This is a genomic window from Agromyces sp. S2-1-8 (genome assembly GCF_021129215.1).
Taxonomy (GTDB): domain Bacteria; phylum Actinomycetota; class Actinomycetes; order Actinomycetales; family Microbacteriaceae; genus Agromyces; species Agromyces chromiiresistens.
In genome coordinates this window covers 3,817,156-3,831,765 of record NZ_JAJOLP010000001.1, presented here as the reverse complement: position 1 = coordinate 3,831,765, position 14,610 = coordinate 3,817,156, and the positions used below count along the sequence as shown (strand labels likewise).

Genomic DNA, 14,610 nt, shown 5'->3' with positions numbered 1-14,610 from the left:
GGCGCGTCTGGATGATTACTCCAATGCATATATCGTGTCACCACGATGCGCATAGAGTATGCATGTGAACCTCGAACAGCTGCAGAGCTTCGTCACGGTCGCCCGCTTCGGCAACTTCACCCGCGCCGCCGAAGAGCTCTACCTCGCGCAACCCACGCTCAGCCGCCAGATCACCGCGCTCGAGCACGACCTCGGCGCCGAGCTGTTCCGCCGGGCCCGAGGCGGCTCGACGCTCACCCCCGCCGGCGAGTCGCTGCTGCCGCTCGCGCGCCGCATGCTCGCCGACGCCGAGTCGGTGCGCCGCGAGCTCGCCGAGCTCGCCGGCCTCGAACGCGGCCGGGTGCGGCTCGGCGCGACCCCGACCCTCTGCATCAGCCTCGTCGCCGAGGTGCTCAGCGCGTTCCACGCGGAGCATCCCGGCATCGAACTGCACCTCTCGGAGCAGGGGTCGCGGCGCCTCCTCGACGAACTCGCGAGCGGCGAGCTCGACCTGGCGCTCATCACGACCTCCGACGGCCGTTCGGCCGAGCGGTTCACGCTGGCCCCGCTGCTCGTCGAGGAGCTCGTCGTGATCTCATCGGCGGGGATGCCTCCGGTCGCGACGGGCGAGGCCGTCTCGCTCGCCGAGGTCGCGGCGCTGCCGCAGATCGTGTTCAGCGCGACCTACGACCTGCGCGGCACGACCGACGCGGCGTTCGCGGCGGCCGGCCTCACGCCCGAGATCGTGCTCGAAGGTGCCGAGATGGATGCCGTGCTGCGCTTCGTCGAGCGCGACCTCGGCGTCGCGATCGTGCCGGCGATGGTGCTCATCGACCGCCCGGGCCTGCGATCGGTGCGGCTCGAGGCACCGACGCTCACCCGAACGATCAGCCTGGCCCGGCCCGCCGATGTCGCGCCCGCCGGCGCCGTCGAGGTGATGCAGCGCACGATCGCGACCACGGCGACGGCGTTCGCAGACCGGGCCGGCGAGACCATGCGCCTCGCTCCGGGGAACGCCTGACGGACTCGGGCGAGACGACGATGCGCCCGCCCCGGAGGGCGAGCGCATCGTCAGGCCTCGGGTCGGCTCAGACGCGGGCCCCGCGAGCTGCGGGGTCGCCGAGGGCGGCCGCGTCGAGTGCGAACAGGTCGCGCGAGCCGGCCGTCGCGGAGCTGGCCAGGCCTGCGGCCTGCGGCAGCAGCTGCTCGGCGTAGAAGCGGGCGAGCGGCAGCTGCGTCTCGGCGACGCCGTCGGCGTCGACGCCGCGTGCACCGAGCGCCGACTTCGCCATGAGCCACCCGCCGACGACGAGGCCCCAGATGCGCTGGTACGGGGACGACCCCGAGAGCACCGCGTTCGGGTCGGTGGCACCGGTGCGCAGCATCCACGCCGTCGTCTGCTCGAGGGTGTCGAGCTGTGCGCTCAGGTGCGAGCGGATCGAGGCGAACTCCTCGCCCGCCGCGGCCAGCTCGGTGTCGAGCTCGCGCATGGTGGCGATGAACTCGAGCGCGGACGCGCCGTCGCGGACCGGGAGCTTGCGACCGACGAGGTCGGCGGCCTGGATGCCGTTCGTGCCCTCGTAGATCGCCGCGATGCGCACGTCGCGGTAGTGCTGGGCGGCCCCGGTCTCCTCGATGAAGCCCATGCCGCCGTGGATCTGCAGTGCGAGCGAGGTGAGCTCGTTGCCGAGGTCGGTGCCGAACGACTTGCAGATCGGGGTGAGCAGGCCGACGATCTCGTTCGCGCGAGCCCGGGTCGCGGGGTCGGGGTGGTGGGTCGACACGTCGACGTAGGTCGCGTTCAGGAGCATCATGCGACGCATCGCGGCGATATATGCCTTCTGCGTCATGAGCATGCGGCGCACGTCGGGGAAGTCGATGATCGGGCTGTCCTGCGTCGCGCCGATCGCGCGGCCCTGGATGCGCTCGCGCGCGTAGTCGAGCGACTGCTGGTAGGCGCGCTCGGCGACGGCGAGGCCCTGCGTGCCGACCGAGAGGCGGGCGCTGTTCATCATGACGAACATGATGCGCATGCCGATGTTCTCGTCGCCGACGAGGTAGCCGGTCGCGTCCTCGTACGACAGCACGCAGGTGGGCGAACCGTGGATGCCCATCTTGTGCTCGACGCCGACGGTGTGCACGCCGTTGCGCTCGCCGAGCGAGCCGTCCTCGTTCACGAGGAACTTCGGCACGATGAAGATCGAGATGCCCTTCGTGCCGGCCGGGGCGTCGGGCGTGCGTGCGAGCACGAGGTGCACGATCTGCTCGCTGAGGTCGTGGTCGCCGAAGGTGATGAAGATCTTCTGGCCGGTGATGCCGTAGGTGCCGTCCTCGCGCTTGACCGCCTTCGTGGTCAGCGCGCCGACGTCGGAGCCGGCGTGCGGCTCGGTGAGGTTCATGGTGCCGGCCCACTCGCCGGAGACCATCTTGGGCAGCCACTGCTGCTTCTGCTCGTCGCTGCCGTAGTGCAGCAGCGCCTCGATCGCGCCCTGAGTGAGCAGCGGAGCCAGCGAGAACGCCATGTTCGCCGTCATCATGAGCTCCTGCACGGCGAGGCCGACCGTGCGCGGGAAGTTGCCGCCGCCGTACTCCTCGGGCAGCGGAACCGAGCCCCAGCCCGCGTCGACGTAGGCGGCGTACGCCTCCTTGAAGCCGGTCGCCGTCGTCACGCTGCCGTCGGGGTTCAGCGTCGAACCCTCGAGGTCGCCGGCGCGGTTGGTGGGCGCCACGACCTCGGCCATGAAGCTGCCGACCTCGTCGAGGATCTCGGAGACGGTCTCGAGGTCGGCGTGCTCGAAACCGGGCAGCTGCGCGACGGCGTCGTAGTCGACGACGTGCTCGAGGGCGAAGGCGATATCTGCAACAGGGGGTCGGAATCCGCTCATGCCCGCAGCGTAACCCCGGCATCCCGGGCGGCAGCCGGGAACTGTGCACGTTCGACGAAGGTGCTCGGTCGAGCGCCGCACCGGGTTGGCGGCATCCCACAAAAGAGTGCCCTGTCGAGGCAAGCAAGTGCTTGGTTAGGATGGAGCGACTCGTGCACAGAGGGAGCGGAATGAAGATCGTCGTCCTGGTCAAGGAGGTCCCCGACACCTACGGGGACCGCAAGCTGAACCTGCAGACCGGCCTCGCCGATCGCGCCGCGAGTGACACGGTGCTCGACGAGATCGGCGAGCGCGCCCTGGAGGTCGCGCTCTCGTACGCCGACGCGAACGCCGGCACCGAGGTGGTCGTGCTCTCGATGTCGCCCGAGTCCGCTGCGGCGACCGTGCGCAAGGGCCTGGCGATGGGTGCGTCGTCGGCCGTGCAGGTCGTCGACGACGCGCTCGCCGGGGCCGACCTCGGGCTCACCGCCGAGGTGCTCGCCGCCGCGGTGCAGCGCATCGGGTACGACCTCGTGATCGCCGGCAACGAGTCGACCGACGGCTCCGGCGGCGTGGTGCCGGCGATGATCGCCGAGCTCCTCGACGTGCCGAACGCGACGAGCCTGAACTCGGTCGAGATCGCCGACGGCGAGGTGCGCGGCGAGCGCGCGAGCGACCACGGCACGATGCAGGTCACGGCGGCGCTGCCCGCGGTCATCTCGATCACCGAACGGCTGCCGGACGCCCGGTTCCCGAACTTCAAGGGCATCATGGCCGCGAAGAAGAAGCCGTTCGAGACGCTCTCGCTCGCCGACCTCGGTGTCGATGCCGAGACGACCGAGGCGTCGCGCTCGATCATGATCTCGCTCGCCGAGAAGCCGCCCCGCACGGCGGGCACCAAGATCGTCGACGAGGGCGACGCCGGCGAGCGGCTCGCCGAGTACCTCGTCCAGAACCGGCTCGCGTAAAGGGGATCGACATGACTGACTTCCAGGCCGACTCGATCCTCGTCCTCCTCGACCTCACCCCCTCTGGCGAGCTCACCAAGAGCGCCGCAGGACTGCTCGGCGCCGCCGCCGGGGTCGGCACTCCGGTCGCCCTCATCGTCGGCGCGGCCGGCGCCGGTGAGCAGGCCGCGGCCGATGCCGCCGCGCTCGGGGCGACCCATGTGCTCGTCGCCGAGGGCGCCGAGGCCGGTGCGCAGGTGACGGTGCCCGGGGCCGACGCGCTCGCCGCGGCCGCCGAGCTCGTGCGACCCGACGCGATCCTCGTCCCGAACTCCATCGAGGGGCGCGAGGTCGCCGGCCGCTACGCGGCCCGCTCGCGCTCGGGTCTCGCGGTCGACGCCGTCGCGGTCTCGCGCGACGCCGAGGGGGTCGTCGCGCATCACTCGGTCTACGGCGGCGCCTACAACGTCGACTCCGCGGTCACGTGGGGCGCCCCGGTGATCACCGTACGCGAGGGCGCGGTCGATGCCCGCGCCGAGGCGCAGCCGGTCTCGACCGAGCAGCTCGCGGTCGAGGCATCCGGTCGTCGGGCCGCCGCCATCGGGCGCGTCGACGAGGCGGTCGTCACGTCGTCTCGTCCCGAACTGCGCGGCGCGGCGAAGGTCGTGTCGGGCGGCCGCGGTCTCGGCTCGGAGGCGCAGTTCGCGCTCGTCGAGCAGCTCGCCGACGTGCTCGGCGCCGCGGTCGGCGCCTCGCGCGCGGCGGTCGACGCCGGCTACGTGCCGCAGTCGTACCAGGTCGGCCAGACCGGTGTCTCGGTGTCGCCGCAGCTCTACATCGCACTCGGCATCTCGGGCGCGATCCAGCACCGGGCCGGCATGCAGACGGCGAAGACGATCGTCGCGATCAACAAGGACGGCGACGCCCCCATCTTCGAGATCGCCGACTTCGGCATCGTCGGCGACCTGTTCACGGTCGTGCCGCAGCTGATCGCCGCGCTCGAGGCGCGGAAGGCGTAGCGACCGATGGCGACGTACGGGCGAACGACACGGCAGGGCCTGCCCCGCTTCGCGGGCGGCGACCCCTGGCCTCCGGTGTCCGAGGTCGCGGAGGCGGCGACGATGCCCGCGGGTGTCGTGGCGGCGACCGGTACCGCTGAGTCTCCGGCGGTCGCGGCGGCTGCCGCCCCGGCGACCGCGGTCGCGGCGACCGCGGCAGCCCCCGCGACGGCGGTCGTCGTCCTCGCTGCGCCGTCGCCACGGCCCGTGCGGCGCGGCCTCCCGCGCGTTCCCGGCGGCGAGCCATGGCCCCCCGCGTCGTCGGCTCCGGCCGCGGCGCTCGACTCGACGCCGCCGACGGATGTCGCGCCCGCGCCCCCCGCTACGGCGGCCCCCGCCGCCACGGCCCCGCCCGCCGCGAAGGTGGCTCCGGCAGCGACCCCCGCCGGCGCGAGCACCGTCGCCGGGGCGGTCGCCCTGCGACGCGGGCTGCCGCGCACGCCCGACGGCGACCCCTGGCCCCCGGCCGGCACTGCGCCCGCCCGGCCCGAGCGCGTCGTCGAGACGCCGGTCGCCGAGGTCGCCCCGACGGTCGAGGCCGCTGCCGTCGTCGCGCCCACGCCCACCGTCGCGCCCGCGCCCACTCCCGTCGCCGCGCCCGGTGCCGCGCCCCGGCGCGCCCCGATGCCGCAGCCTCGACGAGCGACTTCCGTCGCATCCACCCCGCCCGTCGCCGAACCATGGCCGAAGCTGTACGGACCGTACTCGCGCGCCGAGTGGGCCGCCGTGCTCGTCATCGGCGGGTTCGGGCTGCTGCTCGCGGGCACCGGGGTCGTCGTCGTCGTCAACTGGCTGCTCGCCACCGCGCCGATGCAGGACTTCATCGCGAGCTACCCGGGCGAGTACCACCTGCCCGAGTCGGCGCCCGTCGGCATTCCGGCGTGGCTCGGCTGGCAGCACTTCTTCAACGTGTTCCTGATCGTGCTCATCATCCGGTCGGGCCTGCAGGTGCGGACGCAGAAGCGCCCGACCGCGTTCTGGTCGCCGCGCTGGAACGCGAAGCGCAAGATCAGCCTCGCGCTGTGGGTCCACCAGTCGCTCGACATCCTGTGGCTCGTCAACGGCGTCGTGTTCGTCGTGCTGCTCTTCGCGACCGGCCAGTGGATGCGCATCGTGCCGACGAGCTGGGAGGTCTTCCCGAACGCGATCTCGGCGCTGCTGCAGTACCTCTCGCTCGACTGGCCGACCGAGAACGGCTGGGTGAACTACAACAGCCTGCAGCAGATCGCCTACTTCATGACCGTCTTCGTCGCGGCCCCGCTCGCGGTGATCACGGGCGTGCGCATGTCGGGGATCTGGCCGAAGAACGCGAAGACGCTGAACCGCATCTACCCGGTCGAGTGGGCTCGTGCCGTGCACTTCCCGGTGATGCTGTACTTCGTCGCCTTCATCATCGTGCACGTCGGGCTCGTGTTCGCGACCGGGATCTTGCGCAACCTCAACCACATGTACGCCAGCCAGGACGCCGTGAACTGGGTCGGCTTCTGGATCTTCGTCGCCTCGCTCGTCGTGATCGCGGTCGCCTGGATCGCAGCGCGGCCGCTCGTGCTCGCTCCCATCGCCCGCCTGTTCGGCAAGGTCAGCGGGCGCTGACGTGGGCGACGGTTCGGGGCGGCGCGACGAGATCATCGCGATCGCGACGAGGCTGATCGCCTCGCGCGGATACTCGTCGACGACGGTGCGCGACATCGCCGACGAGGCGGGCATCCTCTCGGGCAGCCTGTACCACCACTTCTCCTCGAAGGAGGCGGTGCTGCAGGAGATCCTGCGCGCGTTCATGGGCGACACGCTCGCGCACTTCGAGCGCATCGTCGCGAGCGAGGGCAGCTACCGCGAGCACCTCGACCAGCTCATCGAGCACGCATTCCTCACGATCGAACAGCGCCCCGACGAGGTGCGCATCTACCAGAACGAGACCGGGTTCATGATGACCCAGCCCGGCTTCGAGTTCCTCGCCGACGGGGCCGCGCGCATCGAGGAGCTCTGGCTCGAGCAGATCACGGCCGGCCAGGCCGACGGCGCCTTCCGCGACTCGGTCGATCCGCGGCTCGCGTTCCGGTTCATCCGCGACGCGGTCTGGTCGACGGTGTTCTGGTACCGGCCGGGTGGCAGCCACACCGCGGCGAGCGTCAGCGAGAACTACCTCGAGCTGCTGCACGCGGGACTGCTCGCCGACTGACCGTCACGGCGGCCGCGCCGGCGACCGCTCCGAGTCATCGGCCGCCGAGCAGGCGTCGGGCGACGATCATGCGCATGACCTCGTTCGTGCCCTCGAGGATCTGGTGCACGCGCAGGTCCCGGACGACGCGCTCGATGCCGAACTCCGAGAGGTAGCCGTACCCGCCGTGGAGTTGCAGCGCGGCGTTCGCCACGGTGAATGCGGCATCGGTCGCGAAGCGCTTCGCCATCGCGCACCTCGCCGTCGCGTCGGGCACGCCGTCGTCGATCGCGGCGGCGGCGTCGTGCACGAGCAGTCGCGCGGCGTGGAGTTCGGTCGCCATGTCGGCGAGCGTGAAGCGCACCGTCTGGTGCTCGGCGAGGGGGCGCCCGAACGTCTCGCGCTCCCGCACGTGCCGCAGGGCACGATCGAGCGCCCACTGCGCGCCGCCGAGCGAGCACGCCGCGATGTTCACCCGTCCGCCGTCGAGTCCCGACAGGGCGATCGGGAACCCGTCGCCCTCATCGCCCAGGCGGTGGCCGACCGGCACCCGGACGCCGTCGAGCACGACCTGCCGGGTGGGCTGGGCGCGCCAGCCCATCTTCTGCTCGTCGGGACCGAAGGACAGGCCGGAAGCCTCGGCCGGAACGACGATCGCGCTGATTCCGCGTGCACCCGGCTCGCCGGTGCGGGCGAAGACGAGGTAGACGGCCGAGACGCCGGCGCCCGAGATGAACTGCTTCACCCCGTTCAGCACGTACTCGTCACCCTCGCGCCGTGCCGTCGTGGTGATCGCCGCGGCGTCGGAGCCCGCCGACGGCTCGGTGAGGCAGTAGCTGGCGCGGTCGACGAGCGACGTCAGCCCGGGCAGCCAGCGCTCCCGCTGCGCGTCGTCGCCGTACCGATCGATCATCCACGCCACCATGTTGTGGATCGACAGGTAGGCCGCGATCGTCGTGTCGCCCTTGGCGAGCTCTTCGAAGACGAGCGTCGCGGTCAATCGATCGAGCGCCGAGCCCCCGACATCCTCGCCGACGTAGATGCCGCCCAGGCCCAGCAGGCCCGCCCGCTCGAGCGTGTCGAGCGGGAAGTGCTTCGTGCGGTCGCGCTCGTTCGCGAAGGGCGCGAGCTCGGTCGCCGTGAACTCGCGCACGGCGTCGACGATCGCCAGCTGATCTTCGGAGAATGCGTTCGACCCGGCCATCTCAGCCCTTCCACGTGCCGAGGCCGAGCCTAGTCGGAATGCCCGGTGCACCAGAGCGTTGCATTTCATCGTGTGCCGCCATCGGGGCGGCAGGAGGAGAGCAGCATGGCACGCATCGTCGTCATCGGAGGCACCGGCTACGCCGGCGGACACATCGCGACCGAAGCCGCGTCACGAGGACACGAGGTCGTGTCGGTGTCGCGCAACGAGCCGAGCGAGAAGGTCGCCGGCGTCGAGTACGTGCGCGGGTCGATCCTCGACCTCGACGGACTCGCGGCGCAGTTCGACGGTGCCGATGCCGTGATCTCGGCGGTCGCCCCGCGCGGCGACATGACCGACGAGGTGCCCGGTGCGCTGCGCGCCCTCGCCGACCGGCTCACCGGCACGCCCACCCGCCTCGGCGTCGTCGGGGGAGCGATGGGCAGCCTCTCCGCCCCGGGCGGACCGCGCCTCTACGACCTCGGCGTGCCCGAGCAGTACCTGCACGAGGCCACCGTCGGCATCGAGTCGCTCGACCTGCTCGAGGCGAGCGAGCCCGGGCTCGACTGGTTCCTCGTGCACCCTCCGAAGGTCTTCGGCTCGTGGCAGCCCGGCGAGCGCACGGGCGCCTACCGCACGGGCGGCGAGGTCGTCGTCGTCGCCGAGGACGGCTCGTCGTTCATCTCGGGCGCCGACTTCGCGATCGCCGTCGTCGACGAGGTCGAGAACGGCGACCACCGGCGCGAGCGGTTCACGGTCGGCTACTGATCGGTCACCCGCGCGTCGACGCGGCTCGGCACCGCCGGCACCGCTCGCGGCGGTGCCTCCTGTGGATGAATTCGTGCGGGAGCCGGCTGAGGCGCGTACCGTGGGAGGACGGGTCGTGATCGCCGAGCCTCGAGGCAACGACGACCGATCCGGCGGGCACCTCTGAACCAGCGCCCGAACGGAGCGAACCACCTGATGTCCTGGAGCGACGAGTCCGACGTCGACGACCGCAGCGAGTACCGGCCGCCGCGCGAGCGGGCGACCGGATGGCGGCTCGTCCGTCGCGTCGCCGTCATCGCCGGGTTCGCCGTCGGGGGCGTCGTCGGTGCCGTCGCGCTGGTGGTCGGCGTCGTGTTCGCGGTCAACGTGATGGGCACGGCGGCCAATCCGGGCGGGTTCGCCGCACCGGCCGCGTACGGCGCGAGGGTGGCGCTGCCCCCGGTCGCCTCCGAGCCCGACTCCGAGCCCGGGACGCCCGAGGCGACCGACGGCGAGACCCCCGAGGGGCCCACCGTGCTCTCGGAATCCGAGGTCGTGCCGCTTCCGACGGTCGACACCGAGTGGATCTCCCGCATCGCTGCCAACGCCGGCATCCCCGAGCGGGCGCTCGCGGCTTACGCGGCCGCGCACATCGTGCTCGCCGAGGAGGCGCCCGACTGCGGAGTCGACTGGGCGACGCTCGCCGCGATCGGCGACATCGAATCGGATCACGGCAGACACGGCGCGAGCTCGCTCGACGCGAGCGGGTACGCCGACCCGCCGATCATCGGTCCTGCGCTCGACGGCAAGGGCGTGGCCGCCATCGCCGACACCGACGGCGGCCGGCTCGACGGCGACACCACCTGGGACCGCGCGGTCGGCCCGATGCAGTTCATCCCCACGACCTGGTCGAAATGGGCGAGCGACGGCAACGGCGACGACGTCGCCGACCCGCACCAGATCGACGACGCCGCGTTGACGACCGCGCGGTACCTCTGCGCCTCGGGGGCGATGACCGACCCCGAGGGCTGGCGCGCCGCGGTGTACTCGTACAACCACGACAACGACTACGTCGACAAGGTCGCAACCGTCGCCAACGAGTACGCGGCGGCGGCCGTCGAGTAGGCCGAACGGGGCGACGGACGCCTCGTGGCCCGCGAGGCCGCCGGTCCACGCTGCCGGGCGGGGCTGCGAGCCGCAGCGCCCGGTCGGGGCGATGATGGTCGCATGTGGAGCTCGATGTTCGAACTGGACGTGTCGGTCTGGGAGAAGCTCATCCGCACGGCCCTGCTGTACGCGTTCCTGATCGTCGCCCTCAGGCTCAGCGGCAAGCGGCTCATGGCGCAGCTGACGACCTTCGACTTCATCCTGCTGCTGCTCGTCTCGAACACCGTGCAGAACGGGCTGATCGGCGACGACAACACCGTGAGCGGTGCCATCATCGGGGCCGTCGCGCTCTTCGCACTGAACGCCGCGCTCGCCTACGTCATGTTCCGCAGTCCGCGCGCGCAGAAGCTCGTCGCCGGCGATGCCGTGGTCGTGGTGCGCGACGGCAAGCCCGACGAAGCGGCCCTCCGCCGGCAGCGCTTCACGCATTCCGACCTGAAGATCGCGCTGCAGGATGCCGGCGTGCCACGCCTGAAGGACGTGAAGCGAGCGCGGCTCGAGCCCAACGGGCAGTTGCTCGTCCACGTCGTCGAGCACGACGGCCCGACGCGGGCCGAGCTGTTCGCCGCCGTGCAGGAGCTCAACGCGAAGGTCGACCGGCTCACCGCCCGGCTCGGCGACGGGAAGGCCGGCGACTGACCGATCAGGGCTCGAGGAGCTCGGCGAGCGCCCCCTGCACGGCCTCGAAGCGTTCCGCGCCCAGCCTGCGCGCGTAGGACGCTTCGATCGACGCGACGACGCGCAGGCAGTCGGCCAGCGCGCGTTCGCCTTTCGGGGTCGCGACGATGAGTCGCGCCCGCCGGTCGGCAGGGTCGGCGCGCCGCGAGAGGTAACCGCCCTGCTCGAGGTCGTCGACCAGTTCGCCCATCGCCTGCGGGGTCATGCCCGCCTGGGCGGCGAGCTGGGTCAGGCGCAGGCCGGTGCTGTCGAGCGCGCCGAGCAGCACCGAGTGGCGCACGCGCAGATCGGGGTAGCCGGCCCGCGTGAGCTGCTCGAAGACCTCGCCCTCGAACTCCTTCGCCAGGCGGGCGGCGAGCATCCCGAGGGGCAACGCCGGCGAGTGGGCCATGGCTCAACGGTAGCCGAGACGTAAATCTTCAAGTAGCCTGTTGATCAGGCAACCTGAATAAATAGCGGAGGAGACGACATGATCACGGCAGGTACTCGGATGCCGAACCTCGAACTGCAGAGCAGCACCGGCGAGCCCGTTCGACTGCTCGATCACCTGGGCGAGCGCGGGATGGTCGCGTTCTTCATGCGAACGACGACGTGCCCGGTCTGCAACGCGCACGTGCGCGACCTGGTCGGCCGGGCCGGCGAGCTCTCGGCGCGCGGCATCTCGGTGCTGATCGCCGTGCCCGAGGATCGCGACGAGGCGGCGGCCTGGAAGGATCGCCGCCGCGTGCCGTTCCCCGTCGTCACGGGCGCCGACGGCACGGCCCACGAGGCGGTCGGCCTCACGAAGCGCGTCTTCGGGTCGATGCAGCAGTCGGGCACCGTGCTCGTCGACGCCGCGGGGCTCGTGCGACACGCGCACGGGTCGACGCTGCCGACCGCCGGTTACGATCGACGGGCGCTCCTGGCCGCGATCGACGAACTCGCACCGGCCGCCAGGGTCTGACCCCGGCGGCACTAGGCTCGCGCCCATGGAACAGCCCGCCCTCACCGATGGCCGCCTCGCTCCGCCGACCGGATCGCGGCACCTCCTGCGGTGGATCCGGATCTGGCTGGTCGTCATGATCGCGGGGCTCGTGGTGAGCGGGGTCACCGCCTTCCCGCTCGACGTCGAGCTCGCGTTCGGTGCCGAGGTGCTGCAACGCCTCGGTGCCGCGGACTGGGCGCCGGGCGTCGTCGAGTGGGTGCAGCGCGTCGACGAGGCGTTGCGCGAGAGCTACCGTGCGCACCCCTTCCTCGCGTACGGCACCGACTGGCTCGCGTTCGCGCACCTCGTCATCGCGGCGGCATTCATCGGTCCCTACCGCGATCCGGTGCGCAACGTCTGGGTCACCCAGTGGGGGATGCTCGCCTGCCTCGGCGTCGTGCCGCTCGCGCTGATCGCGGGCTCGATCCGAGGCATCCCGCTCGGCTGGCAGCTGATCGACATCTCGTTCGGCGTGATCGGCATCGTGCCGCTCCTGATCGTGCTGCGGCTCACTCGCCGGCTCGAGCTGATTCAGGCGGCGACGAGCGCCGCGAGCTCTCCCATGTCGGTGAACACGAGCCCGGCGCCGGCGGCCGACAGGGCCGCGGGGTCGGTGCGCGTCGGCCCGAGCGGGGCGAAGCCGTAGACCGTCGCGCCTGCGGCGACGCCCGCGGTGACGCCGGCGACGGAGTCCTCGATGACGAGCGCCGTGGTCGGGTCGACCTCGAGCGAGCGGGCGGCGGCGAGGTAGACGTCGGGCGCGGGCTTCGTGCGCGCCTGCTCCATGCCGCTGAAGATGCGCTCGCCGAAGAACGGACGCAACCCGGTCGTGTCGAGTTGCAGCTCGACCTTGCCGCGGTCTGCCCCCGAGACGCACGCCATGCGCTCGCCGACGAGGCCCGCGATCGCCGACAGGGCGTCGGCGACCCGCGGGATCGGTGCGACCTCCGCCGCGAGGGCGGCGTCGCGCCGGGCCCGGAACCCGAGCACCCAGGCATCGTCGATGCGGAAGCCGGTGTGCTCGAGGATGACGCGCCACTCGTCGCGCAGCGAGCGCCCGAGGAAGTGTCGCACGACGTCGGCCTCGGTCGCCCGCCAGCCGAGTTCGCCCAGCATCTCGCGCAGTACCCGAAGCGTGATCCGCTCCGAGTCGACGAGCACGCCGTCGCAGTCGAAGAGCACCGCTGAGAACCGGGAAGCCGTCGTCGTCACTCGGCAAGGATACGGGGCTGCCGGGCGCTGCCCGTGCCTGCTGCGAGTGGACGGATATCGGCCTGCACGTGGATCTCCCAATCAGATCTGAAATCGTATATGATCGAGCGCAGGTCGTCGTCGACCCTTCACGGCGGCCTCCTCGGTGAGGCGCCGCGCGCGTCACCGGGCCCCTCACCAGACGAAGGAGTCGCACGATGAGCGCACCCGACCAGCCCGGATTCACCCCCACCGGCACGATCTCAGCGGTGGGCGACCGAAGACGGGTCGTCTTCGCGACGGTCGTCGGCACGACCGTCGAGTGGTACGACTTCTTCATCTACGCGACAGCGGCCGGCACGGTCTTCGCACAGCTGTTCTTCGCTCCGGCCGGCGAGCAGTTCGCGCAGATCCTGGCGTTCATCACCGTCGGAATCAGCTTCCTGTTCCGCCCCCTCGGCGCGTTCCTGGCCGGTCACCTCGGCGACAAGTACGGCCGCCGGCTCGTGCTGATGCTGACCCTCATCCTGATGGGTGCGGCGACGACGCTCGTCGGCGTGCTGCCGACCTACGAGGCGATCGGCATCGCGGCCCCGATCCTGCTGATCCTCCTGCGCATCCTGCAGGGCATCTCGGCGGGTGGCGAGTGGGGCGGCGCGGTGCTCATGGCCGTCGAGCACGCGCCGAAGCAGAAACGCGGCATGTTCGGGGCCTCGCCGCAGATCGGCGTGCCGCTCGGGCTCCTGCTCGCCTCGGGAACCATGGCGCTCATGGCGGTCATCGCCCCAGGCGACGCCTTCCTCGCGTGGGGCTGGCGCGTGCCGTTCCTGTTGAGCGTCGTGCTCATCCTCATCGGCTACTACGTGCGTCGAAAGGTCGAGGAGAGCCCGGTCTTCACCGAGATCGCCGAGCGCAAGGAGCAGACGCGCATGCCGATCGTGCAGCTCTTCCGCAGGCACGCGCTGCTCGTGCTCATCGCCGCGCTCGTCTTCGCCGGCAACAACGCCGTCGGCTACATGACGACGGGCGGGTACATCCAGCGCTACGCGACCGACGAGAAGGGCCCGATCGGGCTCGCCACCGCCGACGTGCTCGGCGCCGTGACGGTCTCGGCCGTCTCGTGGCTCGTCTTCACCTGGGTGGCGGGCTGGCTCAGCGACCGCATCGGCCGTCGCACGACGTACATCATCGGCTGGATCCTGCAGCTCGTCGGCGTCTTCCTGCTGTTCCCGCTCGTGAACACCGCGAACCTCGCACTGCTGACGCTCGGGCTCGTGACCCTCACGATCGGCCTCGGTTTCACGTACGGGCCCCAGGCGGCGCTGTACTCCGAGCTGTTCCCGGCCTCGATCCGCTTCTCAGGCGTCTCGATCTCGTACGCGATCGGTGCGATCCTCGGCGGCGCGTTCGCCCCGACCATCGCCCAGTGGCTCGTGCAGACGACCGGTTCCACCGACGCCGTCACGTGGTACCTGGCGGGCATGACGCTGATCGGCCTCGTGGCGACCCTGCTGCTGCGCGACCGCTCGGGCATTCCGCTCGGCCCCGACCACGAGGCCGAGCAGGAGAAGAGCCCGATCTACGGACTCGCGCGGGCCTGACGCCGGCGAGCGGCTCATCGTGCCGCGACGACCGAGCGACGAAGGGGCGGATGCCTGGGCCCAGGCATCCGCC

At 71.5% G+C, this 14,610-nt stretch carries 15 protein-coding genes; 11 read left to right on the top strand and 4 right to left on the bottom strand.

Annotated elements, in window-relative coordinates; genetic code table 11:
* Nucleotides 1-58 precede the first annotated feature (58 nt).
* On the top strand, nt 59-1,000 hold the full coding sequence (locus tag LR269_RS17420) for a LysR family transcriptional regulator (RefSeq protein WP_231432017.1): 942 nt from the start codon (nt 59-61) through the stop codon (nt 998-1,000).
* A gap of 67 nt (nt 1,001-1,067) precedes the next feature.
* Here the strand turns inward: LR269_RS17420 and LR269_RS17415 are convergent, their stop codons facing one another.
* Nucleotides 1,068-2,864, bottom strand: coding sequence for an acyl-CoA dehydrogenase (locus tag LR269_RS17415; RefSeq protein ID WP_231432016.1), 1,797 nt, complete (start codon nt 2,862-2,864; stop codon nt 1,068-1,070).
* Nucleotides 2,865-3,034: 170 nt separating this feature from the next.
* On the opposite strand from LR269_RS17415, the gene LR269_RS17410 reads away from it, so the two are divergent.
* The 4 genes from LR269_RS17410 to LR269_RS17395 are packed head-to-tail and all read left to right on the top strand — an operon-like array spanning nt 3,035 to nt 7,027.
* Nucleotides 3,035-3,811, top strand: coding sequence for an electron transfer flavoprotein subunit beta/FixA family protein (locus LR269_RS17410; protein ID WP_231432015.1), 777 nt, complete (start codon nt 3,035-3,037; stop codon nt 3,809-3,811).
* A gap of 11 nt (nt 3,812-3,822) precedes the next feature.
* Nucleotides 3,823-4,809 carry an electron transfer flavoprotein subunit alpha/FixB family protein gene (locus tag LR269_RS17405; protein ID WP_231432014.1) on the top strand — a complete coding sequence of 329 codons (987 nt, stop codon included), beginning with the start codon at nt 3,823-3,825 and terminating at the stop codon, nt 4,807-4,809.
* A 6-nt stretch (nt 4,810-4,815) separates the two neighbouring features.
* Nucleotides 4,816-6,441 carry a cytochrome b/b6 domain-containing protein gene (locus LR269_RS17400; protein WP_231432013.1) on the top strand — a complete coding sequence of 542 codons (1,626 nt, stop codon included), beginning with the start codon at nt 4,816-4,818 and terminating at the stop codon, nt 6,439-6,441.
* A gap of 1 nt (nt 6,442) precedes the next feature.
* Nucleotides 6,443-7,027, top strand: a complete 585-nt coding sequence (locus LR269_RS17395) for a TetR/AcrR family transcriptional regulator (protein ID WP_231432012.1) — start codon at nt 6,443-6,445, stop codon at nt 7,025-7,027.
* Between the two features lie 34 nt (nt 7,028-7,061).
* On the opposite strand, the gene LR269_RS17390 is transcribed toward LR269_RS17395, so the two are convergent.
* Nucleotides 7,062-8,210, bottom strand: a complete 1,149-nt coding sequence (locus LR269_RS17390) for an acyl-CoA dehydrogenase family protein (RefSeq protein WP_231432011.1) — start codon at nt 8,208-8,210, stop codon at nt 7,062-7,064.
* Nucleotides 8,211-8,315: 105 nt separating this feature from the next.
* On the opposite strand from LR269_RS17390, the gene LR269_RS17385 reads away from it, so the two are divergent.
* The 3 genes from LR269_RS17385 to LR269_RS17375 all read left to right on the top strand — a co-directional run bounded on the left by LR269_RS17385 (nt 8,316) and on the right by LR269_RS17375 (nt 10,742).
* A complete protein-coding gene (locus tag LR269_RS17385; protein WP_231432010.1) occupies nt 8,316-8,957 on the top strand; it encodes an NAD(P)-dependent oxidoreductase in 642 nt (213 codons plus the stop codon).
* 195 nt (nt 8,958-9,152) lie between these two features.
* A complete protein-coding gene (locus tag LR269_RS17380) occupies nt 9,153-10,061 on the top strand; it encodes a lytic transglycosylase domain-containing protein (RefSeq protein ID WP_231432009.1) in 909 nt (302 codons plus the stop codon).
* A gap of 102 nt (nt 10,062-10,163) precedes the next feature.
* Nucleotides 10,164-10,742, top strand: coding sequence for a DUF421 domain-containing protein (locus LR269_RS17375; RefSeq protein WP_231432008.1), 579 nt, complete (start codon nt 10,164-10,166; stop codon nt 10,740-10,742).
* A 4-nt stretch (nt 10,743-10,746) separates the two neighbouring features.
* Here LR269_RS17375 and LR269_RS17370 read toward each other — a convergent pair whose 3' ends face one another.
* Nucleotides 10,747-11,172: a MarR family winged helix-turn-helix transcriptional regulator gene (locus LR269_RS17370; protein ID WP_231432007.1), complete on the bottom strand. Its 426-nt coding sequence runs from the start codon at nt 11,170-11,172 to the stop codon at nt 10,747-10,749.
* Between the two features lie 78 nt (nt 11,173-11,250).
* Here LR269_RS17370 and LR269_RS17365 point away from each other — a divergent pair, with 78 nt between their 5' ends.
* Both LR269_RS17365 and LR269_RS17360 read left to right on the top strand, forming a co-directional pair.
* Nucleotides 11,251-11,724, top strand: coding sequence for a peroxiredoxin (locus LR269_RS17365; RefSeq protein ID WP_231432006.1), 474 nt, complete (start codon nt 11,251-11,253; stop codon nt 11,722-11,724).
* 25 nt (nt 11,725-11,749) lie between these two features.
* A complete protein-coding gene (locus tag LR269_RS17360) occupies nt 11,750-12,391 on the top strand; it encodes a hypothetical protein (protein ID WP_231432005.1) in 642 nt (213 codons plus the stop codon).
* On the opposite strand, the gene LR269_RS17355 is transcribed toward LR269_RS17360, so the two are convergent.
* Nucleotides 12,277-12,957 carry an HAD family phosphatase gene (locus tag LR269_RS17355; protein WP_231432004.1) on the bottom strand — a complete coding sequence of 227 codons (681 nt, stop codon included), beginning with the start codon at nt 12,955-12,957 and terminating at the stop codon, nt 12,277-12,279. The genes LR269_RS17360 and LR269_RS17355 overlap by 115 nt on opposite strands.
* A 197-nt stretch (nt 12,958-13,154) precedes the next feature.
* Between LR269_RS17355 and LR269_RS17350 the strand changes: the two genes are divergently transcribed.
* Complete coding sequence (locus LR269_RS17350; RefSeq protein WP_231432003.1) at nt 13,155-14,537, top strand: MFS transporter; 1,383 nt, start codon at nt 13,155-13,157, stop codon at nt 14,535-14,537.
* The last annotated feature ends 73 nt before the right edge of the window (nt 14,538-14,610 follow it).

Bases quoted from the DNA above. Each gene is read 5' to 3' on its own strand.
- LR269_RS17415 (WP_231432016.1), bottom strand. From the start codon at position 2,864: ATGAGCGGATTCCGACCCCCTGTTGCAGATATCGCCTTCGCCCTCGAG.
- LR269_RS17370 (WP_231432007.1), bottom strand. From the start codon at position 11,172: ATGGCCCACTCGCCGGCGTTGCCCCTCGGGATGCTCGCCGCCCGCCTG.
- LR269_RS17400 (WP_231432013.1), top strand. From the start codon at position 4,816: ATGGCGACGTACGGGCGAACGACACGGCAGGGCCTGCCCCGCTTCGCG.
- LR269_RS17375 (WP_231432008.1), top strand. From the start codon at position 10,164: ATGTGGAGCTCGATGTTCGAACTGGACGTGTCGGTCTGGGAGAAGCTC.
- LR269_RS17350 (WP_231432003.1), top strand. From the start codon at position 13,155: ATGAGCGCACCCGACCAGCCCGGATTCACCCCCACCGGCACGATCTCA.
- LR269_RS17420 (WP_231432017.1), top strand. From the start codon at position 59: ATGCATGTGAACCTCGAACAGCTGCAGAGCTTCGTCACGGTCGCCCGC.
- LR269_RS17360 (WP_231432005.1), top strand. From the start codon at position 11,750: ATGGAACAGCCCGCCCTCACCGATGGCCGCCTCGCTCCGCCGACCGGA.
- LR269_RS17385 (WP_231432010.1), top strand. From the start codon at position 8,316: ATGGCACGCATCGTCGTCATCGGAGGCACCGGCTACGCCGGCGGACAC.
- LR269_RS17405 (WP_231432014.1), top strand. From the start codon at position 3,823: ATGACTGACTTCCAGGCCGACTCGATCCTCGTCCTCCTCGACCTCACC.
- LR269_RS17410 (WP_231432015.1), top strand. From the start codon at position 3,035: ATGAAGATCGTCGTCCTGGTCAAGGAGGTCCCCGACACCTACGGGGAC.
- LR269_RS17390 (WP_231432011.1), bottom strand. From the start codon at position 8,210: ATGGCCGGGTCGAACGCATTCTCCGAAGATCAGCTGGCGATCGTCGAC.
- LR269_RS17365 (WP_231432006.1), top strand. From the start codon at position 11,251: ATGATCACGGCAGGTACTCGGATGCCGAACCTCGAACTGCAGAGCAGC.
- LR269_RS17380 (WP_231432009.1), top strand. From the start codon at position 9,153: ATGTCCTGGAGCGACGAGTCCGACGTCGACGACCGCAGCGAGTACCGG.